Here is a 22,904-nt window from a genome sequence, read left to right on the forward strand (position 1 = left end):
GCTGCCTCGACGGCCGGCCGGAGGTGATGCCGGCCGTCGAGGCAGCGGCCCACCTGCGGCGTCGCCGCCTGCGAGTCCTCGTCTCCGGCCGCTCCGGGCACCTGCCCGGTCGGCAGGTCGGCCGGCTCCGGCGGTGCGGCAGGCAGCGCCCGGAGCACACGTTCGCCACCGGCCGCGCCGGCCTGCCCGGCCGGTCCGTACCTGACACGCCGACGGGTGCCACACGATCGGGGGACCTGGACTGTGCCCAAACGGACGATCCTGCTGGCGGGCGGCGCGGTCGCCGCACCCGCCGGACTGCTCGCCCTGGTGCTGCTGGCGGCCGCCACCGACGTACCTGCCGCAGCGAGCGCCCCGGGGCGCGGACCGTACGGCAGCGCGCTTCGACCGGGCAGCGTCCCGACGCCGTACGGTCCGATGATCGAGCGCGCCGCTGGGGCCTGCGACCAGGGCCTGACCTCCCCCGGGCTCGCCGCCCAGCTCCACCGGGAGAGCGGCTTCGACCCCAACGCCCAGAGTCCGGCGGGCGCCCAGGGCATCGCCCAGTTCGTCCCGGACACCTGGCGCACCTGGGGCCGGGACGCTGACGGCAACGGGGTGAGCAGCCCGTTCGATCCGGCCGACGCGATCGACGCCCAGGGACGGATGATGTGCTCGCTGATCCGCCAGGCCCGCGACTCCGGCATCGCCGCCGACCCGTGGCAGCTCGCGCTCGCGGGCTACAACGCGGGCTGGCACGCCGTCCAAGCCGCGCACGGCATCCCGCCCTACCGGGAAACCCAGCAGTACGTCGCCGCCATCGTTGCCGAGGTCCCGGACTTCACCGCCCCCACGCCCGCCGGACCACCGGCCGACGCCGACGACGCCCTCCCACCGGGGTGGGACGTCCCGGCCGGCACCCACCCGCAGGCCGCCGCCGCCATCCACTGGGCCCTCGCCCAACGCGGCGGCTGGTACACCTTCGGCGGGGACTGCACCGACCCGCTCGGCACCGCCCCCTCCCACCGCTGCGACTGCTCCAGCCTCGTCCAGCAGGCCTACGCCCACGCCGGGATCCGGCTGAGCCGCTCGACGTTCACCCAGGTCGAAGAGGGGCAACCGGTCGACCCGGACAGCCTCCGGCCCGGCGACCTCGTCTTCACCACCGGAACGGACGGCGGTCCGGGCCGCCCCGGCCATGTCGCCCTCTACATCGGCGACGGCCGCCTCCTGGAGGCCCCCCGCACCGGCCTCCAGATCCGGACGGGCAGCTACCAGGCCTGGAGAACAGCCGGCAGCGGCCCCAACCAGGTCGTCGCCGTCCGCCGGATCGTCACCTGATCCCCCGTCCGGGTGACCGGATCCACCCACAACCCCGGGTTATCCACAGGAACCCGCACCATCGGCCCCGGGGACGGCCGGATCGGCCACCCTGACCGCCACGACAACAACCGACGAAGGAGTCCGCCATGACGACCGCCTGGTTCGACCGCATCGCCGCCCGCCTCGCCGAGCCCGGCATCCAGGGCCCGCTCTCGGCGGCCTGGTCCCTCGCCCACCAGACCGTGTTCTGGTCCCTGGCCGTCACCACCGACACCGGCGGCGACACCCTGGCCGCCTGCGGCACCCACAACCACGCCATCGAGCTCCGCGGCTTCCTGCCGGAGCCCGACGACGGCGACGACCCCGAAACCGACCTCACCTTCGCCGACGGTCCGCGGCTCGCCGAATTCCTGGAGCAGGCGGAGCTTCGGCTTTCGGCAGCGGCGGCCACCGCGGCGACGCCGGACGAGGTCTACACCGTCCTGGTTGCCGTCCGCCTCCTCGGGCACACCGCCGCCGCGGTGCGCACCACGCTCCGCCCGGCGCAGACCGCCCGGTGAGCGCGGAGTTCGGCGAGCTCGTCGTCCTCGCCGGCAGCTACCTCACCGACGCCGACTACCTGCCGATCGAGCGGAGCTCGGAACTCTACCGACGGACCGTCGGCCACCAGGTCGCGGACCTGCTGGACCTCCTCCTCGCCGTGGAGACCCGGTACGCCTGGGAACCGGTGGACACCCTGCCCGACCGGGCGCCCACCGGCCCCGGCCCGGCGACGGCACCGGACAGTGCCCGCCGGGCCCGGCTGCACGTGGCCCTGGCCGAAGCCGCCCGACAACTCAGAGCCGCCTACGGCAAGCCGCCGGCCCTCACGGCCCTCCAGGCCTTCCAGGCCCCCCGGTACGTCCTTCATGCCATCCAGGCCCTGCGCACCGGCCTGGACCTGCTCGCCACCCACACCGATCCCGACGGCCGACCCCTCACCCGGCACGGGCTCGCCCTGGAGAGCACGCAGCTGCGCACCGCCGTCCTGGTCAGGGTCCTCGCCCTCACCGGAACGGTCGCGGACCTGGTGGGCCGCCTCGGTTCGGCCACGTCCAGCACGTCCTTCACCGAACGCATCCGCGCCCTCGACCGGGTCGTCGACCAGCTGGGAGTGGTGCAGCAGGAGGTCCGGACGCTCGCCGCCGACCCGGACGTCCGGCTCGGCGCCGCGGCGCTCGACACCGTACGGCCCCGCGCGCTGCTGCAGCCCGACCCGCCCCGCACCGCGGAAACCCCCGCACAGCTCGGCACCGGCGCCGCCGCCTCCGCCGACCGGCTCGCGGACATCAGCTGGCGCGCCGTACAGGCAGGTGACGACTCCTACGCGCACACCGCCTCCGCCATGGGCACCGCAGCCTCCAACGCCGTCGCCGTCTACCAGCTGACCCGGTTGCTGTTCACCCACGCCGCCACCCATGCTCCCGCCACCGTGTCCGCCCACCTCGCCTCCGTCCACGCCGCCGACACCGCCTGGGAAGCAGCCGAGCTCGCCTGGCGCCGCGTACGCGCCTGCTGGTTCCCCCTGCGCTCCGCTCCCGACAACACCCTCTCCGCCGTCACCGCGGAGTCGCACGCCCTGGTCGACCGGGTGGGCCGGCTCCTCTACGCCGACCCGGCCTGGCGGCTGTCCCACGGCCACGGGGGACCGACCCGGCAGGCCTGCGACATCGCCGCGGCCCTGCCGGTGTGGAGCGACGCCCTGCGCCAGATCTCCGCCCGCCTCCAGCACCTCGCCGAAGACCACGCGGTCCTCGCCGAACGCCTCGCCGACACCCGACGGCTGATGATGCGGGCCTCCGGCCCTGCGCACAATCGGCTGCCGGCCCGGCCGCTGCCCGCCGACCGGCGCGCCGAACTCGCCGAGGAGTACCGGTCCGCCGGCCGGGCGAGCGCGGCCGCCGAGACGGCCCTCGCCACCGTGGTCTCGGCACTCGGAACCGACCTCGCCGCCCAGCACCTCCACCACCGGCTCGCCTCCACCCCAGACGCCCAGGCCGCCGACCGCATCACCCTCAGGCGTTCAGCGGCCCGGCTCGCCGCCACAGGGCAGAACCCGCAGCCGACCCGGCGTCCAAGGCGGAGCGGCCTGGGCCTGTGAACTACAGGACCAGCTGGGCGGAGTCCAAGAACGCGACGTGGCCGACACCGGTGACGATTCCTACGAGGTGCCTCCCCGCCAGTCGGCGTCGAAGCCTGGACCACCGGCAAGCGCTGTGCCTTCGCCGACGACCCGATGCACAGTCGACTGCTCGCGGTCAAGCGGTGGGTCGACCTCGTATGTCCGCAGGAGCACGCAGTGGCGGTTTGTGGCGACGACTTCGGCGACGGCGGCGAGGCCGGCGGCATCGGGAAGCTGAAGGTCGTCCTACTCAGCCTCTCCGCCCCGGGCCCTGGCCGATGCGGTCACCAGCGAACCCGTCCCCTGCACCCATGCCTGATGACAGCCCGTACGATGCTGTCGAAGATTCAGAGCTGGCTCGCCGGGGCGCAGCTGGGACATACAACCGCTGAGGATTTGGCCCCGCACACGTGGGGCTCCGGATTCGAACTGAATGGATTGGCGCGCTCTGAGCTCAATCGCCGCAGGTCAGGAAGTGTAGGCCCCGCGCTCGCGGGGATAGCTCCAGCGCTTGATCGACACACTCATTGTCGTGGTGGTCGGCCCCGCGCTCGCGGGGATAGCTCCAGGCCGTCGAACGGCTGGCCGGGCACTGGCAGGTCGGCCCCGCGCTCGCGGGGATAGCTCCCACACCGTGACCGGCGCTGAGGTCCGCATTGGGTCGGCCCCGCGCTCGCGGGGATAGCTCCAGGCGTCGCTCCAGGTGGGAGAGCATCAGCTGGTCGGCCCCGCGCTCGCGGGGATAGCTCCCCCGGACACAGGGACGGGTGCTGACGCCCCGTGTCGGCCCCGCGCTCGCGGGGATAGCTCCAGCGTCCAGTAGCGGCCGCTCGGGGTCTGTCCGTCGGCCCCGCGCTCGCGGGGATAGCTCCGCGACCGTCGTCGCGGCGCCCGGCGGCAGGACGTCGGCCCCGCGCTCGCGGGGATAGCTCCCGGCATCCAGTCACCGAGCCCGATCGCGGCGGGTCGGCCCCGCGCTCGCGGGGATAGCTCCCGGCATCCAGTCACCGAGCCCGATCGCGGCGGGTCGGCCCCGCGCTCGCGGGGATAGCTCCCGGCATCCAGTCACCGAGCCCGATCGCGGCGGGTCGGCCCCGCGCTCGCGGGGATAGCTCCGGGTACTGCCGCTCGATCGCCTGGTAGCGCTTGTCGGCCCCGCGCTCGCGGGGATAGCTCCTCGATCAGGACCCAGTCGCCGGTGTTGTCCACGTCGGCCCCGCGCTCGCGGGGATAGCTCCCCGATCACCTGGGTGATCCTCGGCGTCGTCGCGTCGGCCCCGCGCTCGCGGGGATAGCTCCCGGCACTGGCCGGAATACGACCCGGCGATCGCGTCGGCCCCGCGCTCGCGGGGATAGCTCCGAGTGCGTCCCACCCGTCCTCGCGGAGGGACTGTCGGCCCCGCGCTCGCGGGGATAGCTCCTTCCGCGCGTCACGTCGTGCATGGAACGCAACGTCGGCCCCGCGCTCGCGGGGATAGCTCCCGCACCGGCGATGAGAGCGGCTCCTGCCAGGAGTCGGCCCCGCGCTCGCGGGGATGGAAATCCACGATCCTGGGCGGGCGGGTCCTGCGCGCCCGTACCCCGGCCTGGATCGAACAGGAAGTCTGGGCACTGCTGATCGCCTACCAGGCGCTACGGACCGCGATGACGGACGCAACCGACAGCGTCCCGGGCACCGCCGTCCGCCTCCCCCGGGCGAGCCGATCGCGGCTGGTCACCCAGGAGGAGGCGGACGGATCACGTCAGGTCAGACCGGGTCAGGCCGGTCCTCACACGCCCCGGTCAGCAGGTCACGACGGTCGACACGGTTGCGGTCGACGGCGACCAGCCGGGCTGCTCCACACTGAACGTGGCGCTCACCGTCGTGCCGCAGGGCACGGTGCCCGTGATGCCGCCGACCTCGGCCCCTCCGGCCGGGATCAGGACGGTCGGGGTGACGGTGGCGAACGGCGGGCTGGTGATGCCGGTGCTGGTCAGCCGGAAGGAGACCTGCTGGTCCTGCCAGGTCGGGCTGGTCGGCGTGGCGCGCCCGGACGCGTACACCTGGTTGCCGTTGACGGTGATACAGGCCCTGGTCGTGACGTAGTTCGGCGCGCCCGGGCTGCCGCAGACGGTGGTGCCCGCCGGGCCGGCCGGGGAACCGGTCGCGGCGGTGGCGGCGTAGGCGGTGGCGGCCTGGGCGCCGGTCAGCGCCGCCAGGGCGGCGGCACCGGCGAGCACGGCGGAGAAGCGGTTCATGGGGTTCCTCCCTCATTCGGTGCTCCCGACGGACGCCGAGAGCACTGTGACATGTCACATCGCTCTTGTCGGGCAGTGTGGCAGGCCATCACGAACGGAGTACCGGATTCCCCCAGGAGGGCCGCGCCCTGTCCACAACCGGTCGCCGAATGGCCTGGATGGCCTGTCATGGGCCGAACGAACCGCCACCGGCCGCACAACTCCACGGGAGAACGGGTGAGTTGGCGAGAACCTCGGGAACCGACACCTCGGGAACCGCCCCGTCAGTCCAGGAAGAGTGCCGCGAGTCGGGGAAGGTGGCGCCGCATCGCGTCGTCGTCCTCCGGATCCCAGGTGCCACCACCCGGCCGGTCGGGACGCGTCATACCGTTGATCGCGGCCTCCACCGCCGCCCCGAGCGTGTCGGTCTCGCCCCGGACCTTCCGGTACGCGTCCGTGATCGGGAGGCTCAGCGCCTCGAAGCCGATCCAGCCGCCCTCGTCGCGGCTCATCCTGACGACCACCGGCAGATCGGCCAGGGAGTCGGGATCGGCCACCGCGCGCCTGAACGTCTCCCGTCCGAGCAGGGCCAGCCCGTCACGGAAGTCCATGAAACCGTCGTCCGAGACGCTGCCTTCGATCAGGAAGGCGGCCCACTTCAACGAATACCGCTCCGCGGCGTCGGTCACCTCGATGTGCTTCACATAGAAGTCGATGATGTCGTCCGGCTCCAGCGCCGCGAGTACGTCGACCAGCGCTCCGGGCAACGGGTCATCGGGCGGATCCCGGTCGTCGGCCCGGTCCCCGACCGCGGCGCGCGCCTGCCCGATGATGCCCCACCATGCGTCGATGTCCATGCCCGGGATCGTAGAAGCCCCCTCCGACAGGTCCCCGCCCACGGGCCACGGGCCGCAGACCACGGAGCACGGACCACCTGCCGAGCACCGGGGCCGTCACCTCGGCCCTACACCAACTCCCCCAGGGAGAAGGCGGGTCCGGTCTCCATTGATCGCCATCCCTGACCGAGCGCCGCGCGGACTCCCGCCTCGACGGCGGACGGCACGACCGGAAACGCCGACGTGGCGGCCACGAGCACCGCGCTCCTCCGGCCGACCCGTTGGACCGCGAAATCCGAAACGCCGTTGCTGCACGGGACACAGCACCGGACGCTGCCGATCACCCGCCACCGGTACACCACACCGTCGACGGTGATCAGACGCGAACCCTTCTTCACCAGCGACAACTTGTCCCCCTCGTCGGGAACCACAGTATCGACCGCAGTCCGCCACTGGCCCGGACCGCCCCAACTGATCCGGTCCACGGACGAGGCTGCGACCGGCCGCCTCGTTACGGTCTACCCGGCGGCCGGCCAGTTCGGGGTGATGTCGTAGGCGTACTCAACCTCCCCGAGCGTCTTGCCGTCGTCGTCCACGAAGGTCGACTTGGCGGTGTAGCTGCCCCGGGACAGCATCCCGCTCGGGGCCCCCTCCCAGCCATGCCGGGGAAGACGATGACACGGGACCAGCGCCGCCGGGGCGGCCGCCCTCCTGACCAACCGCCCGACCGGCTCTGGGGCGGGCGGTTGCTTGTCGGCAACGATCTCTGCGTCCAGCGGAAACCCGGTAGGCGTGGCGGCATGGCGCTGGCATCATCCCCACATGTACCTCACCTTGCACCCGGATGCGCACCGTGAGGGTGCGCTCCAGGCCCTCGAGCACGTTCACACGAAGGTCAGCAACCTGTACACCGGCTTCTCGGGCGACGCCGGGCAACTCGTGCTCGCCTACCTGGAGTGGGCGAACGACGCGTTCTCTCACCTGGAGGGGCGGATCAGCGAGACGGACATCGACCGGCTGATCTTCACCCGCCGGTACGAGCACATGCTGGCCGGTGCGACCGAGTTGGGCGCCGCGCACGTGGTGCGGTTCACCAACAGCCTCGTCAGGCTCGAACTGGGCGTGCGCAGCCGCGAACTCGCGCTCGCCGTGAACGCGCTCAAGGAAGCGATCGCGAACCGGCCTGCCGTAGCGCTCAACGCCGTCTTCGACACCAGCCTGTTCATCCACCACCCCGAGAAGCTGGATGCGATCGACTGGGTCGCTCTGACCGGGCTCTCCGAGGGCGCGGTCAACTTGATGATCCCGATGGTCGTCATTGATGAGCTCGACCGGACCAAGGACACCCACTCGAAGGGGGACGTGCGAGGCCGGGCCCGGGTTGCCTTGGCCGTCATAGACCGGTTGTTCCCGAAGGGCGATGAGACCTTCCCCGTCCTGCAGAAGGGAGGAGCCGGGGGCCTCGATGTGACCGTAGAGATCATGTTTGACCCGCCGCGGCACACCCGGCTCCCGATCGCCGACGACGAGATCGTGGATCGGACGCTCGCCCTGCGGCCGATGGTCGGTGATGCCCCCGTGACGCTCTTCACCTATGACACCGGCCAGTCGACCCGGGCCCGGTACGCCGGCCTCGACGCCCGGAAGCTCAGGCAGAGGGACTGAGGGGGTCGGCTGTCCACCGCTCCGGCTCACACGGCGAGCCGGTCTGTGCCGTTCTGTCCGGCCCAATCGGACAGGAAGGGCACAGGGATGACGACCCTCCACATGACCAGCGACGACTCCTGAGCCACGCGTCCGGAGTGGACGGCGCGTTCGCGATCGAGCTGACCGAGCAGGGGATGCGCCGGCTGGCCGGCGCGGTGAGGTAGCACGAGCAGGCGATGACTGAGCCGGGGCAGTGGGCGGTGTGGCTGCGCAACCTGCCCGGCGCCGAGCCAATCGAGGTCGCCCTCGGCCGGTGGGGCGGACGTTCTCGACGAGGCCGTGCGCCGCCCCCGGAACCTGGTTGCCAAGGCTGGGATGGGGGCGTGAACGCTGTTCAGCAGGACTCGCAGGCCGGAGCAGTGCCTCCCGCAACCGGATTTCCCTACCCGCTCGGACACCTCAAGGCCGGGACGGTCCGCTGGTGGTGCCCGCTGCGCTGCGGCCGGCACCTCGACGGGTGGCCTCGGGCTGGAGACCGTCGGGCCGACCCGGCTGCCGATCGGCTTTTGGGACGGCGCCCCGGTTGGCCTGCGGCGGAGCCGCCTGGGGACGGAACCCAGCCGGCCCCAGGACGAATCCCAGCAGCCGTTGCCGAACGTCCCGCCGGCGTCGTCCGGCTCAGAGGGTGATCGGGCGCCACATGGAGACGTAGCGGGGGAGTCCGGGTACGGCTGCGTGATCCCCATCTCGGTGCAGTCCCACCGTTCGTAGAGGGCCGGACCTTCGGGTGTTCCACGTCGACCAAGAGGTTGGAGCGTTCCTCGGTTCGGTGGGAGAGCAACTCTTCGTGGAGCGTGCGGGCGGTGGTGCCGCGGTAGTCCGTACGGACCATCACCTCGCACAAAGCAAAGGTGCGGCTATCGTGCTCCTCCAGGTCCACGCCCGGCACGGTGCTGACGAGCCCGCTCCCACTGGTGGCCGGCGGTGCGGGCGAAGCCGTAGGCGTAGCCGACGGGCTGCCCGTCCACCTCCCGAGGGTACAGCCCCAGCGGGAGGCGGCGGTGTGGCGGTGGAGGCGGTCGGTGAACCGCTCGACGGAGAGGAACGGATCGGTGGCGGCCTCGACCTTGTAGATCCCGGCGTAGAGGTCGAGCAGCAGCGGCTCGATGGGCGGGCGGGTGCTCGGTGGCGTGGGTAGCTGACGGTCAGGGCCTTGGGCTGGGTGGCCACGGTGCTGCTCCTTCTGTGGTGGTGGTGTCGTCGTAGCGTTCATGACGGCGGACGCGTAAGGGGTCGTCACGCTTCCGGGACGGGCACCGTGCTGTTCCCCGGGCGTGATCTGGATGGTTACGCTCGGGCCATGAGTGACTTCCTCGTGGTGACGACGACCCATGACGACGAGACGAAGGCCCGCGAGCTGGCCGCGAAGGTGATCGGCGAGCGGCTGGCCGCGTGCGCGCAGGTCTACCCGGTCCGCTCGGTGTACTGGTGGGAGGGCGAGGTGCGGTCCGGCGACGAGTGGCGGATCGACTTCAAGACCCGTGCCGAGCTGGCCGGGCCGCTCAGCACGTTCATCGGTGAGCAGCACTCGTACGACGTGCCGGAGGTCGTCGCGGTGCCGGTCGTGGCCGGCGCCGAGAGCTACCTGAACTGGATCAGCGCTGAGACGTCGGCCGGCTGACCGAGCAGGGGATGCGCCGGCTGGCCGGCGCGGTGAGGCAGAGCACGAGCAGGCGATGACTGAGCCGGGCAGTGGGCGGTGTGGCTGCGCAACCTGCCCGACGCCGAGCTCGCCTCGGTCCCGGTGGGCGACGCGGGTGACCCGGACCAGCCCGAACACGCTGGCCAGCCAGCGCGCGAGACCCGTCTCCCGCCATGGCCGCACCCGCCCCTCCGGCCCCATCACGACCGGCCGGGCACCGGCACGGACCACTTCTTCCTCCCGCACCGCGTGCAGGTCCAGATGGTCCTGCAGCAGCTGCCGTAACAGCTCCCGCCCCGCCGGCCCTCACCGCCATGGTCGACACCGGCCTGGCCCGGTACGTCGCGGCCGCCACCAGCCGCAAGGCACCGCTCGCCCCGACCGCCGGCTACGGACCCGGTGCCGACGGCCAAGGCGGCGAGCAGCGCATCGACCACGCCTACGCCGACCCGCACACCGCCGAGCGATCCTGGGGTTCGAGGTGCTGACCGGCTATGAGGACGTCTCCGACCACTGTCCCCTGCTTCTGACCGCCGACCTGGACGGTCTGCGTGCGGCCGCGGCCTCCGGACATGCACGGCGGCGCGCACAGACCGCGGCGAAGACCGCGTGGCGTGCGAACCTGCGTACGGCCCGGCACGCCGCCGAGGCCTCAGCCTGCTGAGCCGGGGGCAAGGGCCTTCCCGCAGAACGACAGCCTGAACAGAGGGTGGTGGTCGACACCCCAAGGGCTGTGCCGACCACCACCAGCTCCTACCGAGATTTGGGTCGGTTCGGCCGGTCGTTGCCCCGGTACAGCTGGGCGCCGGCGACGACGATCTGCCGGTCGGGGTCGGGGCGGGCATCGAGCTCGTCCGCGCTGCGGTAGCCAAGGACCGCGCTGGCGCGCGTCGTACTGCCGGTGTTCGCGCCCACCGTGTGGAAGAGGGTGCCGTCGAACAACAGGACACCGCCGGCAGGGACGGGCACGGGAACCGATTGGTCGGCGAGGTCCGCCAGCTCGGGATGCTCGTCCATCCACGTGCCGCCGCCGTCGGGCTGCGGGACGCCGACGTACGGAGCGCGGTGGGACCCGGGCACGATCCACGTGCATCCGGTCTCCACGGTGGCGTCCTCGAAGTACACGATGGCGGTCAGCAGGCTGCGGGTGGGCTGGAGGATGTCGCGGTGCAGCCGCACCTGGTGGGCGCCGGAGGCGTTCAGCGAGCCCTGATTGTGCCGGTTGAGGACGTAGACGACGTTGGGGCCGAGCAGCGAGGTGAGCGGCCCGAGGATGGCGGGGTGGGCGATGAGGCGGTGCATCAGGGTGCGGTCGTGCTGGTAGAGCCGGTAGATCTTGGCCTGCCCGACGGGCAGGAGGGCGGCGCGGGCGCGGACCGTCCTGGCGACCTCGACCAACAGGTCGCGGGGCAGACCGGGGTCGGGCAGGCGCAGGTAGCCGAGGTCGCGGAAGTGGCAGGCCTGCTGCTCGGTCAGCGTGGACAGGGCGATGCCGGGCACGGTGCTGCTCTCCTCTCAGGCGCTGCGGCCGAAGGCGGCCAAGCGGTCGGGTGTGCCGAGGTCGGGGGCCGAGGTGCGGATGTCGAAGGCCCCGACCGGGTGGCCCTGGCTGATCGCCCAGGGCATGAACTGCCGCTACAGGTCCGCCTCGCCGGGGTGGGCCAGGCGCCGGGCATACTCCTCGAACAGCGCCCGGAACGGGGCAGGGGTGAGGACGACGGCGCCCGTGCTCGTGGCCTGCCGCAGCCCGCTGCGGCTCCCGGCCGGCAGGGTGGCGTCCACGCCCTCCAGCGCGTGGACGACGTGCCGGCCGTCGGGGTCGAGGAAGAGACGGCCCGCGTTCTGCGCGCAGCGGCCGGGCGCGGTGGTCACGGTCCACGTCACCGCTGCCGGGCGGGAGCGGTGCTCCGTGACGGCGGACGGAAGCAGGACGGTAGGGAAGAGGGTGTCGGCGGGCAGCACCACCGCGGCCGGGACATCGGACAGGTGGCCCAGGGCCGCGTAGGCCGCACCGGCGGTGCCGAGCGGGTGCTGCTCGCGGTGGATCGTCAGCTCCACCTGCCGGGCCGACGGGTGGGTGAGGGCGTAGGTCTCGACTGCGTCGGCACCGGTGGCGGGGTCGGTGCTGGTGAGCACGGCGATCCGGCGGAATCCGGCGACGGTGAGCCGGGTGAGCGCGTGGCCGAGCATCGGGGTGCGGCCGACGGAGGTGTCGATCGGCACCAGCACCTTCGGCGTGCCCTGAAGTTCGGCATCGGGCGCGGCACGCAGGCGGCTGCCCTTGCCGCCGGCCAGGACCAGGGCCACGGTCTGGGCGGGCAGGGAGACGAGTGCGCTGCTGTAGTACGGGGCGGTGTCGGTGGTGCTCCGATCGGTCACGGGGTCCTCCCGGGTGGCGGGTGGGTGAGGATGTGGTGCCGGCCCGCCCGTCTCGGGGGACTACAGGAGGCTCAGCCCGTCCAGGGCGAGGTAGGCGGCGGCAGTGTCGGTCATCTCGCCCCGGCGGAGCACGCAGTCGCGGAACTCGGTCAGGGAAAGGGTGACGACGTCGATGAACTCGGTGCGCTCCGGCTGCGGTTCGGCGACCTTGACGCAGTCGGTGGCGACGAAGGCGAAGCGGCGTACGTCGGAGTAGGCATCGAGCCAGTAGGGTCCGACCTCTCGTACCTCGCCCTGGTAGCCGGTCTCCTCCAGCAACTCGCGGGCGATCGCGTCCGCTGCGGATTCCCCGGGTTCGATGTAGCCGCCCGGCAGTTCGTGCAGAACGCGGTCGGGGCCCGGACGGTACTGGCGGGCCAGGATGACCTGCCGGTCGGCAGTGAGAGCGAGTACGGCGCCGGCCGGGCGCTCGCATTTGAGGTAGAACTCCTCCTTCCGTCCGTCGGGCAGTTCGAACTCGACCCGGTCCACGGACCGGCCGAACTTGCTGAAGGCGGTGGTGCGGTCGATCTCGCGCCACGATGCAGTGGTGGTGTCGGTCGTCATGGCCAGGACTGTACGGCCCCTGGTCGGTACGGCGCGGCCGTTCGACCACCGCTCCTCGGCCGGTGCCTGGTGGCGGGTGGAGCATCTCCAGGAGACCACCGGATCGGGTGACAACAGCAGAGCAGATCGGTAGGCAGTCTGCGGCAGCCCCAGCACGCTGAGCTCGCTGCCCGGGCCGAAGGTTGAAGGCGGGGCATTGTGACGAACACGCTGTTCAGACGCGCACGGCTCACTCGGGGCCTGACTCGGCGTCAAGTCGCGGAGCAGGTCCGCGCACTGGTTGAAGCGGACACCGGGCGGGAGTCACCGTTTGACGCCGGCTATGTCTCACGCATAGAACGTGGCCTCATCACCTGGCCGCACAAGCACTACCGGCAGGCCCTCTGCACTGTGCTGGGCGCGGAAAACGCGGCCGAGCTGGGCCTGAGCGCCAAGCAGCTCCACCACGAGGAGGTGAGCACCTCGAACCGCCGAGACGTCCTGGCCACCGCCCTCACCGTCCTGCTGCCACCTACCCCGCCCCTCACGCGCCTGCGCATGGGCGACATCCGCGCCATCACCGAGCGTACCGGCCTCCTGGAGCACTGGGACCGGGCCTCGGGCGGGCGCGCAGTGCGCGACTTCGCGCTGCGCGAGCTGCACGCCGCAGTCAGCCTCACCGAGGCGTCGACCAGCCCGGCCGTACGCCGTGCACTGCTCGGTGCGATCGCGCGCCTGGCGAACCTGACTGCCTGGGCGTCGTTCGATGCCGGTCTGTTCGACGAGGCCCGCTCACTGTTCCAGGTCGGTCTGACCGCCGGTCGCGAACACGGCGACACCGGACTGCTGTGCCACCTCGCCACCAACGCCGTCCGCCAGGAGATCCACCTGCGCCACCCCGGGCAAGCTCTCAAGCTGGCAGGCGAGGTGGGCGGGCGCCTGCCCGCAGCGGTGCGGGCGATGCTCTGCGCCGTCCTGGCCCAGATCCACGCCCTGAACGGCGACGAACGCCAAGTGGCCCGCCACCTGGTCGCAGCCGAGCACGCCTATGACCGGGTCACCGACCTCGCATCCGGACCGGCCTGGACCTCCACGATCACCGCAGCCAAGATCGGCAGCGACACCGGATTCGCCCTCTACCTGCTGTCCGCCACCACCGGCCGCGACAACCCGCAGGTTGTCGCCGACCTACGCCGGGCTGCCGAAGCCAGCACCGTCCAGGCCCAGACCCGGGTGCGGGCGATGGCCACCGCCCGCCTGGCCACCGTGCTCTACCGGCAAGGCGAACGCATCGAAGCCGACCACCACGCTGCCCAGGCCACCGCGATCGCAACCACCGTCGGCTCAGCCCGCTTGACCTCCGCCCTCACCGACATGCGCCACGCATCCCGCAGGCAGGCCGCTCGGTAGTCGAAGCACCTCCGGAAACCGGCCGGCCCCGCCCCCCAGGGAGCACGATCTGTGCGTTTGACCAGGTCAAGAGTGTTTTACCGGGCCCGTTATTATCGTGACGTTCCAATCGGACCCACTTGGAGTGCCGGTAAGAACCGTGTCACCGGCCGCAAATGGCGTGACCGGAGCGAGCAGGGCCATGCGGCAGGATCGTCTGCATGACACCGGAGATGGCCGTCAGGGCTACCGACGCGCTCGCCACGGCTGCTGGCGAGCATCTCGGTCGACGGGGCCTGGGTCAAGAGGGGCAGATGCGGCGCCGCCGGTGGCAGAGGAACCGGTTGTAGCCGGGTTCGTATGTGTGGGGCGGCGTGCGAGATACGTGCCAGAGTTGAAGGGCAACTGGGCCGCATTCGCCGAGGCGACGGCCTCAGCCGAAGCGCCCCGGCGTCGCGGCCGCAAGAGCGGGTGAGCGGGCCCGCCGCAGGCGGCTGACGGAGGCTTGGCGGCGGCGCGGTCTCCGGCCTCGGCTCCGGGACTCGCGAGAAGATCGAATGGGCTCAGGGTCGCTCTTGCACCTCCATACCGTCGTACGTCCCGCCGACGCACTTGCCGAGCCCGGGTTCGATCTGGAAAACCTGCCCGCCCCCGTCCACGCATGCTTGCGGGTAGATCCAAGCCTCCGCGTTGGCGAATCCCGCGCTTCCGAGCGTGAGAGCAACGGTCGTGGCGCACAAGGCGACCGCTGTGAGGGCACGACGCATGGGGACATCCTCGGGTCGAATCGATTGGGCAACCAACCAATTGGATCCTCGCTCTGTGCCCTGCCGCGGCATTCCTCCGATCATGGGCGCGTCGTGCTTTCCGGCCAGCAGGTGACCGGCGAGCTCCAGCCCACCGGTCACGGTCAGAGCGAAGCCGAGGTTCTGCTGTCGGGTCATCGTGGGCCTTCCCTCGGCCGGTGTCCGGGCGTGGGGGCCGGTTGAGCGCTGACGCGACCGGAGCAGTTCGGGACCTGTGGCACGAGGCGGGTGCGCCACTCGCCGGACGTACTCGTCCGTCCAGCCAGCCGGACGGCACGGCAGTGGTCAGCTCGTGCGGCGCCGACGGAGGCGGTGCTCTCCAGGAATCTCCGGACCATGGGCACGTCGGACTGCGGAGCGAACCTCGAACGCAGATCGGCGAGCGTGGATGAACTCCGGGCCGAGGTGACGCCGCCCATGTGTTCCACCGCCCGGTGAGCGGCACCGGGGCCGTAGCCGGCCGTCGGTGCGAGTGCCGCACCGCCGACCTTGCGGGCCAGGTCGACGACCCGGCGGCGGTGAGAGCCCTCGTCCGTGCGGTGGTCCGGCACCCGACCGACGCCGTGCCCGTAGTGGGTGCGGTTGTGGAAGTGTGCCCGGTCGGCGATGGTGGCGACATCGAGTTCCTCTCCCAGTGCCGGCTCGTTGAAGTCACCGCAGGCCAGGGCCCGGCCGTGGGCAGTGAGTACCCGGCTGAACCACTCGGATTCGATCATCCGCAGCGTCGGGCCGTAGAAGGTGGCGTGGTGGCCGACGAGGACGATGCGGCCCGGGGCCCGCTGGCCGTTCTCCCCAGGACACCGAGTTCGACGTTCACCATCGGGATGCGAAGGGCGCGGCTGTGCTCGGTGATGTGCTCGCGCCTGACGAAGAAGGGCCGTCGCGCCGTACCAGGACGGCGTTGCGGTGCGGGGTGACCGGGGTGTCGGCGATCTTCTTGGCAATGTCGAACGTCTCGCGCGTGGCCAGGCGTTCGGCGGCCGTGCCGTAGACCCGCCCCACGTGGAGGACCGAGAGTGCCCGGCTCGCCTCCGGGGTGGCGAGTCGCACCGTCACCCGCGGGGGCAGGGAGAGGCCTGAGATCTGCTCGACCATCGGCGCCGCTGCGCTGAGGGCGTTGCTGAGGCCGTCGGCCAGGTGGTCTCCGTCGGAGCCGGCGTCGTTGAGGATTTCTAAGGAGGTCATGATCGTTTCTGGTGAGTAGGGGGCCGGCGGCGGGTGGTTCCACGGTCGACGGCCTGGGCAGGAAGGGGGGTGCTGTGTTCTACGCGGGGGCGAGGACGAGGGCGTGGAGGTCCCAGGCGACGTGCGCTGCCACCAGCGGGAGCAGGCGTCGTTGGTCCCAGTACAGGGCGACGGCGGCGACCGCGAAGACGGCGCTTGCCAGGCCGGGCGCGCCCAGGTAGGCGTGCAGGGCGATCCGGCCGGCAGCAGCGGCTGCCAGCAGGACCGGCACGGGTACGCGTAGCTGCCGGCCGATGGTGACGAGCGCTCCCGTGAGCACGAGTTCCTCGATGAGGGGCAGCGCCAGGCTCATCGCCGCGAGCGCGATGGCGGGCACGTGATCGTGAGCGTCGAACCCGGCCGTCGGGGCGGGGACGGGGTAGTACTGGGCGATCAGATCGGCCACCGCGGCCGCCGCACGGAGGGCGAGGAGGTAGCACAGGGCGGACAGGACCGCGAGGCCGGCTGTGCGCCAGGTCGGCCGGGTGAAGCGGACCGGTGCTCCGACCCGGCGCATCAGCTCGGCGGCGAGCAGGGCGAGGACGAGCGGGTTGAGCAGCAGGCGGAGCAGGTCACCGGCCACGCTGCCGTCCTCGGCGGCGACGGTGAGTCGGCAGAGGGCGAGCACGGCGGCGGTGAGGACGACGGGGTCGCGCCAGGCCTCGGTGCCGCCCCGGGTCAGGCGCAGCCGGATGGTGCAGGTGGCGGCGGCCAGGACGCCGGCGCATTCGATCCAGGCGAACGGGCCCGCACCTATTCGGTGGTCGGCGAGGTGGTAGGCGAGTTCGGCGATCTGTGCGGCGTAGGCGGTGGTGGCGAGGGTGCCCCATAGCAGCAGCCAGCGCAGTGTCGCGGGCTTGGTGCGGGTGTGGGGTGGGGTGGTCGTGGCGGTCATGGTCTCTCAGCGGTCGGTGGATCTCGGTGATGAAGCGGTGCGGTTCAGGTGACCGGGTGTCCGTCGGCCAGGAGCACGGGGGCGCTGGGGTCGGCGAGGCGTCGCAGGGCTGCCTGGATGCGGCCGGAGGGAATGCGGCTCGGATCGGTGAACCGCATCCCGTCGTGGACTTCGCCCGGCTTCGGGAGCTCCTGGCAGGAGATCTGCTCGTCGCGGAGGGTGCCGCCGTCGAAGACCAGCCAGTACGCCTCGGCAGTGGTCTCGGTGGTGGGCGTGGTGTCCACCACGAGCAGCCGCAGGGTGTCGACATCCAGGGAGGCGTCGCGCCGGGCGGCGTGCCGGGCGGCATCGTGCGGCGCCTGGTCTCTGATGGCGCGCCAGGTCGGCACGTCCCAGCCCCGGTTGTCGTCAGCGTTGGTCGTCACCTGGAAGACGCCGCCGGACGCGTTGCGGATGATGACCTGGGCGTAGACGCAGCGGCCGGGCGGGTACAGCGGGTCGAGCTTGGAGTACGGCAGGAGCATGCGGGTCGGGTCCGATCGGTCGCAGGGGTGGGAGGGTGCTGCTCAGGGGCGGGGCGGCAGGCAGTCGATGACGTCGTCCTCGGCGAGGCACGAGTACGTGGTGCGGTGCTCGTCGTCGGTCAGCGGGCGCGAGAGCGGCGGCGTCTCGCTGTCGGCGGACTCCCGACAGGCGAAGAGCGCCGGGACCAGGTCGGCGGCGGCGTGCGCGTCGGCGGCGTGGGGGCCGCGCAGCATGAGGAGGCTGGTGCGGGGCAGCATCGCGGCCTGGCGTACGAGGGTGGGCGCCAGGGTGTAGGAGCTGCCCGGGAGCTCGGTGGTGGTGACGGCCCGGCGCAGGTCGCGGGTGGTGAAGGGGCCGTCGGTGCGGCCGTCGGTGCGCAGCGAGACGGTGTGGAGGTAGCCGCCGGCCAGGACCCGGACGGTGTGCGGGTGGGCGTGGTTGTGCGGGACGCGCTGGGTGGCGGGGTGGTGGCGGGTGTTGAGGCTGATCTCGAAGCCGCGGTCGTCCGCGGCGGCCAGGACCAGGCGGTCTTCGAGCAGGGTGGTGCGGGAGGCCTCGTACCGTTCGGGGGCCAGGACGGTGGTGGTGGTGAGGTAGGACAGCAGGGCGCGGTCGGCGGCGAGGCGGTGCAGGGCGCCGGCCTGGGCGTGGAGGCGCGGCAGGTCGGCGCCGCGCAGGTCGGGGATGTCCTCCGGCAACGCGCCGCCGGGTCGGTCGTCGTCACGGCGCGGCGCGGTGAGGCGGTAGCGGGCGGTGGTGGCGGCGGCCGGGTAGTCGGCCGCGCTCAGCGGCAGCAGGTCGGGGTCGGTCGGCGGGAGGTGGGTGAGGACGAGTTGCACGCTGTCCGGGGCGCCGGCGAGCAGGGTCGTGGCGCCGGCGTGGAGGAGGCACAGCTGGCCGGGGTGCAGGGTGCGCAGGTACTGGGGGCTCTGCCGGTCGATGTCGTCCTGGTCGCGGTAGAGGGCCAGGTGCAGGGTGCCGGCCAGCGGGAGGACCGCGGTGGTGCGCCCGGTGGGCCGGGGCGCGGCGGCGGTGCCGTCGGGCAGGCGCAGGTACCAGGCCGGGTGGCCGTCGCGGGGGGCGGCGAGCAGGAGCAGGGTGTGGCCGGGGCCGGTGTGGGAGCCGGCCGCGAGTGCGCGCGGGTCGGCCTGGTCGAGCAGGCGCAGCACCGCGTCGACGGTGGGGGTGAGCCAGTCGTCGCCGACCAGGCGGTGGGGGTCGGCGAGCGGGCTGCTGGGGTCGTGGGTGAGGAGGTCGGCGGCCGGCAGCGGGATGACGCCGGCCGGGGCGCTCGGCGGGAGCGGGGTGGGCATGGTGGTCGTGTCCTCGTGGGGGTCAGAGGGTGGTGGGCGGCCGGGGGGAGTTCCAGGGCCTGGCCTCGGGAGGGACCAAGGGGCGCTCGGCGCGCAGCTCGGGGGTGGTGGTGGCCACGAGGGCGTGGGCCCGGTGGCGGGCGGCAAGTTCGGCCTGCCGCTCGAAGCCGGCGGCCAGCCGGCTCTGGCTCTGCTCCAGCCGGTCCTGGCGTTTTTCCACGGCGGCCAGGCGGTCGTTGACGACCTGGGCGCTGCGCAGGACGACCCCGAGGTCGGTGAGGTTCGCCATCGCCCTGGCCCGCATGTCGGCCAGGTCGGGGGGCAGCTGCGAGGTGCTGCCGCGGGCGTCGGCCAGGGTCTCGGCGGTCAGCGCCGCCACCAGGTCCAGGGCCTCCTGCGCCTCGAAGCGGGCGGCCCGCAGCTCGGTCATCCCGTCGTCCAGCCTGGCCAGGGCGTCGGCGAGTTCCTGACGGGCCCGGCGGTGCTCGGTACGCCAGACGGCCGCGGCCGCGACGTCCTCGGCCCAGCGTGCGGCCGCTTCCCGGGCCTCCTGGCGCGGGCCCGTGGCCAGCTCCTGCTGCTGGCGGCTCAGCACGCATGCCGGCCGCGAGCACCCGTGGTGACGGCGCGGCAGTTCCCCCAGGCCGAACAGCATGGTGATCATGGCCGGGATCCGTTGCACTCCGAGGAGCTCGCCCACCTCGCGTACGGCGTCGCGGACCACTGCGGGGCCGCGCCCGGTGATCTCGGCGATCTCGCGCGGCATGAGCCCCGCGGAGATGTGGGCGAACACTCGGACCTGGGTGGAGTCCAGACGGCCCGGCGGACGGTCGGGCCCCACCGCCGGCACGATGCCGGCCCGCACACCGATCGCAGCAAGGTGAGCCGCATTGCGGGCACCGGTGATACTCCGCAGCCGCTTGAGCTCGTAGCAGACGACCCCCGTGCTGCAACCCATCCGCAGGGCGACCGCCGGGATCGTCCTGCCGGCGGCGGTGAGCACCAGAACGTCGCGCTGCTCCCGGGTCAGGACGATCCGGCCCCCGCAGGTGGGGCACAGCTCGCCGCGGACCACGGACTCCCGGTCCCACGGACCGGCGTAGGGCCGGATCACGCCGCCCCCTTCGACGCGCAGATCGGGCAGTTCGGCGAGCCGTCCAGGGCGCCGGGCACGCCGTGCAGGCGGAAGACGGCCGCGGGGTTGCCGCGGGTGCCGGCCCGGTGCCGGATGTCGGCCAGGTACGTGGTGACCGTGGCCGGTGTCACCCCGAAGTAGCCGGCGATTTCCTGGCTGGTCCAGCCCTGGGCCCGGAGCTGGAAGTGGGCCAGAGGCGTTTTCGGGAGCGGCCTTGCCGGTTCCGTCCGCGGGGGCAGCAGGATCTTCGCGCGGCAGGCCACGTCCACCATCTGCTCCCGGGTGCTCGCCCGGAGCCGCTCCTGCAGGGAGTGCAGGCTCCTGCGCACCACGTTGGGCGTCAGCCTCTCGGCGTTCCGGCGCCCGGGCATCGCGTTGACGGCGGCCGCGATCTCGATCGCGTTCAGGTCGGTGACCAGGTGGCTCAGCACCAGGGCCTCGTGTCCGGGGATCTCCTCGGCGACGTAGTGGCCGCACCGCATGACCGCGGGCTCGTGGACCACCGGCAGCAGGGGCCCGCTCGGGCGGGAGGTCGTCATCGCGGCCCCCAGTTCCACGGGGCCGGGTGGGCGCCGCGCAGGCACGCAACGCGGTGCGCGGCCTCCGCGCGGGCCCGCTGGTCGAGGTGGGCACTGCGGACTGCGTCCATCACCGCGGTGAGGACCACGACGTCGCGCACGACCTGGTAGCCGGACCACGCCCCGATGTAGGGGTAGGCCTGCTGCTCCATGTCGTAGGCCAGGTAGGTGTCGGCGTAGGTCCGGTGGTCCTGGCGGAGGCCGGTGAGCAGTTCGGAGCGCCAGCGGGCGGCGACCAGGTCCCACTCCCTGTGGCCGCGCGTCAGCGGGCGGCGCAGCAGGGTCCCGGCGTGGACGCCGTCGTCGTGGACCGGGACCATGCCGAGGGTGCCGAAAACGACGGTGTCCGGGGTCGGCCAGTCGAGGTAGTCCCACTCCTCGTGCAGTTGGATGGTGCGCTCGCGCAGGAAACGGCGGGCGGCCGCGTTCAGCGGGGCGTCGTCCAGACCGTCCAGCAGCCCGGCGAACGGGTCGTGCTCGCGCAGCCACGGCGCCGTCCGGGGGTCGATCCGGTGGGTGAGGGCGGTCACCCACCCGGACAGGGATGTGTCGGGGCTCCGCTGCCCCGGGTCCGGCCAGAACGTCACCGTCTGTCCCGCGGTGTCCGCTCGGACGTCGCCGTACCGGGGTGCGGTGGCGAGGACCTCGTGCTGCCGCAGGAATCGCGCGCCCCGGATCAGGGCCCAGGCCTCGTCCGGGTCGGGGTGCACCATGGCCAAGGTGCGCGAGGCGGGCAGCAGCCACAGGTGGTTCGGGCTGTCGCTGACCAGCTCGGCCTGCCGGGCGTCGATCCCGCTGGCCGCACAGGCCTGCGTCAGGGCCTCGTAGGAGGCCGCGACGTCCGTTCTGCGGGCCGGGCTGGTGGTCTTGAGCAGAGTTCGGGTGCGGGTTCCGACGCTCACAGCAGTCCTCGATACGAAGTTCGGTGGAAGAAGGGGGTCCGGGACGGCCAACGGGCCGTCCCGGACCGGCCGGCCCCGTGCCGGGTGGCACGTGCCGGGACGGACGGGCGGAGTGCAGTCCCTCCGCTCTCCGCTCGTCCGGTTCGCCCGGGCCGGGGCGCACGGGGGTGGCGCCCTGGGCCCGGGCTGCCCGCCTCTCCCCAGGGGCGGGTGCTGGTGGGTGCGCGGGCCCGGCGCAGCTCCCCAGCGGCCGGGCCCGCACACCGGGCGACGCCGTCTTCGGGGGGACGGCACCACCTGGGTTCGCGGGGCCGCCCTGGACAGGCTGGGCCCCGCGGGTGTCCGGGCCGGCCTCCCCGAGAGCAACGGGAGGCGCGCCCGGACCGCGGTGAGCGTGCGCGCACGGGGGCACTGCTCTTCCGCTGCCCACCCCGGCAGATCAAGCCGGGGCAGGCGTTCCGGAGTCCGGTGCCGCCCACGCGGGAAGGCGTGCGGCGGACGGCACCGGAGGTCTACAGGGAGACGGTCACGCCGGTATTCGGTCGAGCGCCGGCTGCCCGGGCAGCATGCCGACGGCCGGCCGCGGCCTGGACTCCCGCAGCGCGGTGCCCGCGCGCAGCACCGCGATCTGCAGGCCGACCTGCTCGGCAAGGGCGGCCGTCGAGCGCGCGGACGCGGGCAACGTGACCTCCGCCCAGACCGCCTTACCGCCCTCGGGAAGAGGATCGACGCCGAACCGCGACGCGAGCCGGTTGACCAGCCGCAGGCCGCGGCCGCAGGTCGCCTCGTCGTCCACCGGCCGGTGCTCCGGCCGCCCGGGCCCCGGATCGGTCACCGACACCCGCAGCACTCCTGCGACGTACTCCAGGGAAGCGGTCAACGTCACGTCCGGCCGGTCGCCACCGCAGCCGTGCACGACGGCGTTGGTGCCGAGCTCGCTCAGCACGAGCTCCACGCCGTCCTGCACGACGTCCACCTGGTGCGGATCGAGGCCCAGCAGCGGCAGGGCCTCCCTGGCCCAGCGGCGGAGGTCCCTGAGCTGTGCCCGCTTGGCGGGGAACTGCGTGGTGATGGTGCGTGATCTCGGCTCCATGGGGGGCGCCTCACTCACTCGGGTCATTTTCAGGGTCACTGCAGCAGTCGGCCTTCCTGCGGGCCCGAGGATCCGGCCCACCGTTCCGGCGACTGACACCCAGTGAACGACCATCAGCACCGTGTAGGGCAGGAAGAAGTACGGGCTTTCCGCTCGCACGAAACCGGAAGAACCGGCTGTGGGATTCACCGGAGCGTCAGCGCTGTGGTGACAGT

The 22,904-nt window shown here is 72.6% G+C and carries 24 protein-coding genes, 1 pseudogene and 1 CRISPR repeat array; of the genes and pseudogenes, 7 read left to right on the forward strand and 18 right to left on the reverse strand.

From position 1 onward, the window contains the following. The first annotated feature begins 243 nt into the window (after positions 1 to 243). The 3 genes from ACFVHV_RS00485 (at position 244) to ACFVHV_RS00495 (ending at position 3,442) form a co-directional block, all read left to right on the forward strand. Positions 244 to 1,320, forward strand: coding sequence for an NlpC/P60 family protein (locus ACFVHV_RS00485; RefSeq protein ID WP_380347783.1), 1,077 nt, complete (start codon positions 244 to 246; stop codon positions 1,318 to 1,320). Between the two features lie 128 nt (positions 1,321 to 1,448). Beyond that, complete coding sequence (locus ACFVHV_RS00490) at positions 1,449 to 1,862, forward strand: hypothetical protein (RefSeq protein ID WP_359896555.1); 414 nt, start codon at positions 1,449 to 1,451, stop codon at positions 1,860 to 1,862. Beyond that, on the forward strand, positions 1,859 to 3,442 hold the full coding sequence (locus ACFVHV_RS00495; RefSeq protein WP_380347785.1) for a hypothetical protein: 1,584 nt from the start codon (positions 1,859 to 1,861) through the stop codon (positions 3,440 to 3,442). Before ACFVHV_RS00490 ends, ACFVHV_RS00495 begins: the two co-directional genes overlap by 4 nt. A gap of 498 nt (positions 3,443 to 3,940) precedes the next feature. Then, positions 3,941 to 5,006: a CRISPR direct-repeat array (repeat unit 29 nt; unit sequence GTCGGCCCCGCGCTCGCGGGGATAGCTCC). A gap of 239 nt (positions 5,007 to 5,245) precedes the next feature. On the opposite strand, the gene ACFVHV_RS00500 is transcribed toward ACFVHV_RS00495, so the two are convergent. The 4 genes from ACFVHV_RS00500 to ACFVHV_RS00515 form a co-directional block, all read right to left on the reverse strand. Continuing rightward, entirely contained in the window at positions 5,246 to 5,701 is a 456-nt protein-coding gene (locus tag ACFVHV_RS00500) for a hypothetical protein (RefSeq protein WP_359896551.1), read from the reverse strand. Positions 5,702 to 5,964: 263 nt separating this feature from the next. After that, entirely contained in the window at positions 5,965 to 6,537 is a 573-nt protein-coding gene (locus ACFVHV_RS00505) for a DUF4240 domain-containing protein (RefSeq protein WP_380347787.1), read from the reverse strand. Positions 6,538 to 6,644: 107 nt separating this feature from the next. Continuing rightward, the gene (locus ACFVHV_RS00510; protein ID WP_380347789.1) at positions 6,645 to 6,947 is read right to left on the reverse strand and encodes a hypothetical protein; all 303 of its coding nucleotides are present in this window, start codon (positions 6,945 to 6,947) and stop codon (positions 6,645 to 6,647) included. Positions 6,948 to 7,034: 87 nt separating this feature from the next. Beyond that, positions 7,035 to 7,235 (reverse strand): hypothetical protein, encoded by a 201-nt coding sequence (locus tag ACFVHV_RS00515; RefSeq protein WP_359896546.1) that lies wholly within the window; start codon positions 7,233 to 7,235, stop codon positions 7,035 to 7,037. A gap of 103 nt (positions 7,236 to 7,338) precedes the next feature. On the opposite strand from ACFVHV_RS00515, the gene ACFVHV_RS00520 reads away from it, so the two are divergent. Continuing rightward, entirely contained in the window at positions 7,339 to 8,181 is an 843-nt protein-coding gene (locus ACFVHV_RS00520; RefSeq protein WP_380347790.1) for a PIN domain-containing protein, read from the forward strand. A 1,342-nt stretch (positions 8,182 to 9,523) separates the two neighbouring features. Further along, positions 9,524 to 9,844: a divalent-cation tolerance protein CutA gene (gene cutA, locus ACFVHV_RS00525; RefSeq protein ID WP_380347792.1), complete on the forward strand. Its 321-nt coding sequence runs from the start codon at positions 9,524 to 9,526 to the stop codon at positions 9,842 to 9,844. Positions 9,845 to 9,943: 99 nt separating this feature from the next. Here cutA and ACFVHV_RS00530 read toward each other — a convergent pair. Next, positions 9,944 to 10,165: pseudogene (locus ACFVHV_RS00530) on the reverse strand (ISKra4 family transposase); the annotation flags it as partial. A gap of 14 nt (positions 10,166 to 10,179) precedes the next feature. On the opposite strand from ACFVHV_RS00530, the gene ACFVHV_RS00535 reads away from it, so the two are divergent. Next, complete coding sequence (locus ACFVHV_RS00535) at positions 10,180 to 10,353, forward strand: hypothetical protein (RefSeq protein WP_380347794.1); 174 nt, start codon at positions 10,180 to 10,182, stop codon at positions 10,351 to 10,353. Between the two features lie 265 nt (positions 10,354 to 10,618). Here ACFVHV_RS00535 and ACFVHV_RS00540 read toward each other — a convergent pair whose 3' ends face one another. From ACFVHV_RS00540 to ACFVHV_RS00550, 3 genes are all read right to left on the reverse strand, one after another. Next, the gene (locus ACFVHV_RS00540) at positions 10,619 to 11,365 is read right to left on the reverse strand and encodes a phytanoyl-CoA dioxygenase family protein (protein WP_380347795.1); all 747 of its coding nucleotides are present in this window, start codon (positions 11,363 to 11,365) and stop codon (positions 10,619 to 10,621) included. 135 nt (positions 11,366 to 11,500) lie between these two features. Further along, the gene (locus tag ACFVHV_RS00545) at positions 11,501 to 12,244 is read right to left on the reverse strand and encodes an NTP transferase domain-containing protein (RefSeq protein WP_380347797.1); all 744 of its coding nucleotides are present in this window, start codon (positions 12,242 to 12,244) and stop codon (positions 11,501 to 11,503) included. Between the two features lie 60 nt (positions 12,245 to 12,304). Continuing rightward, entirely contained in the window at positions 12,305 to 12,850 is a 546-nt protein-coding gene (locus ACFVHV_RS00550) for an NUDIX hydrolase (protein WP_380347799.1), read from the reverse strand. A gap of 198 nt (positions 12,851 to 13,048) precedes the next feature. Between ACFVHV_RS00550 and ACFVHV_RS00555 the strand changes: the two genes are divergently transcribed. Then, positions 13,049 to 14,239 carry a helix-turn-helix domain-containing protein gene (locus ACFVHV_RS00555; protein ID WP_380347801.1) on the forward strand — a complete coding sequence of 397 codons (1,191 nt, stop codon included), beginning with the start codon at positions 13,049 to 13,051 and terminating at the stop codon, positions 14,237 to 14,239. 542 nt (positions 14,240 to 14,781) lie between these two features. Here the strand turns inward: ACFVHV_RS00555 and ACFVHV_RS00560 are convergent. From ACFVHV_RS00560 to ACFVHV_RS00605, 10 genes are all read right to left on the reverse strand, one after another. Next, a complete protein-coding gene (locus ACFVHV_RS00560) occupies positions 14,782 to 15,162 on the reverse strand; it encodes a hypothetical protein (RefSeq protein ID WP_380347803.1) in 381 nt (126 codons plus the stop codon). Then, a complete protein-coding gene (locus ACFVHV_RS00565; RefSeq protein ID WP_359896531.1) occupies positions 15,159 to 15,740 on the reverse strand; it encodes a hypothetical protein in 582 nt (193 codons plus the stop codon). Before ACFVHV_RS00565 ends, ACFVHV_RS00560 begins: the two co-directional genes overlap by 4 nt. A 97-nt stretch (positions 15,741 to 15,837) precedes the next feature. After that, entirely contained in the window at positions 15,838 to 16,209 is a 372-nt protein-coding gene (locus ACFVHV_RS00570) for a hypothetical protein (protein ID WP_380347805.1), read from the reverse strand. Positions 16,210 to 16,288: 79 nt separating this feature from the next. Then, positions 16,289 to 17,143 (reverse strand): type II CAAX prenyl endopeptidase Rce1 family protein, encoded by an 855-nt coding sequence (locus ACFVHV_RS00575; protein WP_380347807.1) that lies wholly within the window; start codon positions 17,141 to 17,143, stop codon positions 16,289 to 16,291. Positions 17,144 to 17,187: 44 nt separating this feature from the next. After that, complete coding sequence (locus ACFVHV_RS00580; protein ID WP_380347809.1) at positions 17,188 to 17,667, reverse strand: hypothetical protein; 480 nt, start codon at positions 17,665 to 17,667, stop codon at positions 17,188 to 17,190. Positions 17,668 to 17,709: 42 nt separating this feature from the next. Beyond that, positions 17,710 to 18,981, reverse strand: a complete 1,272-nt coding sequence (locus ACFVHV_RS00585) for a hypothetical protein (protein WP_380347811.1) — start codon at positions 18,979 to 18,981, stop codon at positions 17,710 to 17,712. A gap of 22 nt (positions 18,982 to 19,003) precedes the next feature. Continuing rightward, on the reverse strand, positions 19,004 to 20,095 hold the full coding sequence (locus tag ACFVHV_RS00590) for a hypothetical protein (protein WP_380347813.1): 1,092 nt from the start codon (positions 20,093 to 20,095) through the stop codon (positions 19,004 to 19,006). Then, positions 20,092 to 20,655, reverse strand: coding sequence for a helix-turn-helix transcriptional regulator (locus tag ACFVHV_RS00595; RefSeq protein ID WP_380347815.1), 564 nt, complete (start codon positions 20,653 to 20,655; stop codon positions 20,092 to 20,094). Before ACFVHV_RS00595 ends, ACFVHV_RS00590 begins: the two co-directional genes overlap by 4 nt. Continuing rightward, the gene (locus ACFVHV_RS00600; RefSeq protein WP_359896517.1) at positions 20,652 to 21,596 is read right to left on the reverse strand and encodes a hypothetical protein; all 945 of its coding nucleotides are present in this window, start codon (positions 21,594 to 21,596) and stop codon (positions 20,652 to 20,654) included. Before ACFVHV_RS00600 ends, ACFVHV_RS00595 begins: the two co-directional genes overlap by 4 nt. Before the next feature lie 526 nt (positions 21,597 to 22,122). Beyond that, on the reverse strand, positions 22,123 to 22,689 hold the full coding sequence (locus ACFVHV_RS00605; RefSeq protein ID WP_380347817.1) for an ATP-binding protein: 567 nt from the start codon (positions 22,687 to 22,689) through the stop codon (positions 22,123 to 22,125). Positions 22,690 to 22,904: the final 215 nt, after the last annotated feature.

It is taken from the genome of Kitasatospora sp. NPDC127116 (assembly GCF_042677365.1).
In the GTDB taxonomy this organism is placed as follows: domain Bacteria; phylum Actinomycetota; class Actinomycetes; order Streptomycetales; family Streptomycetaceae; genus Kitasatospora; species Kitasatospora lactacystinica.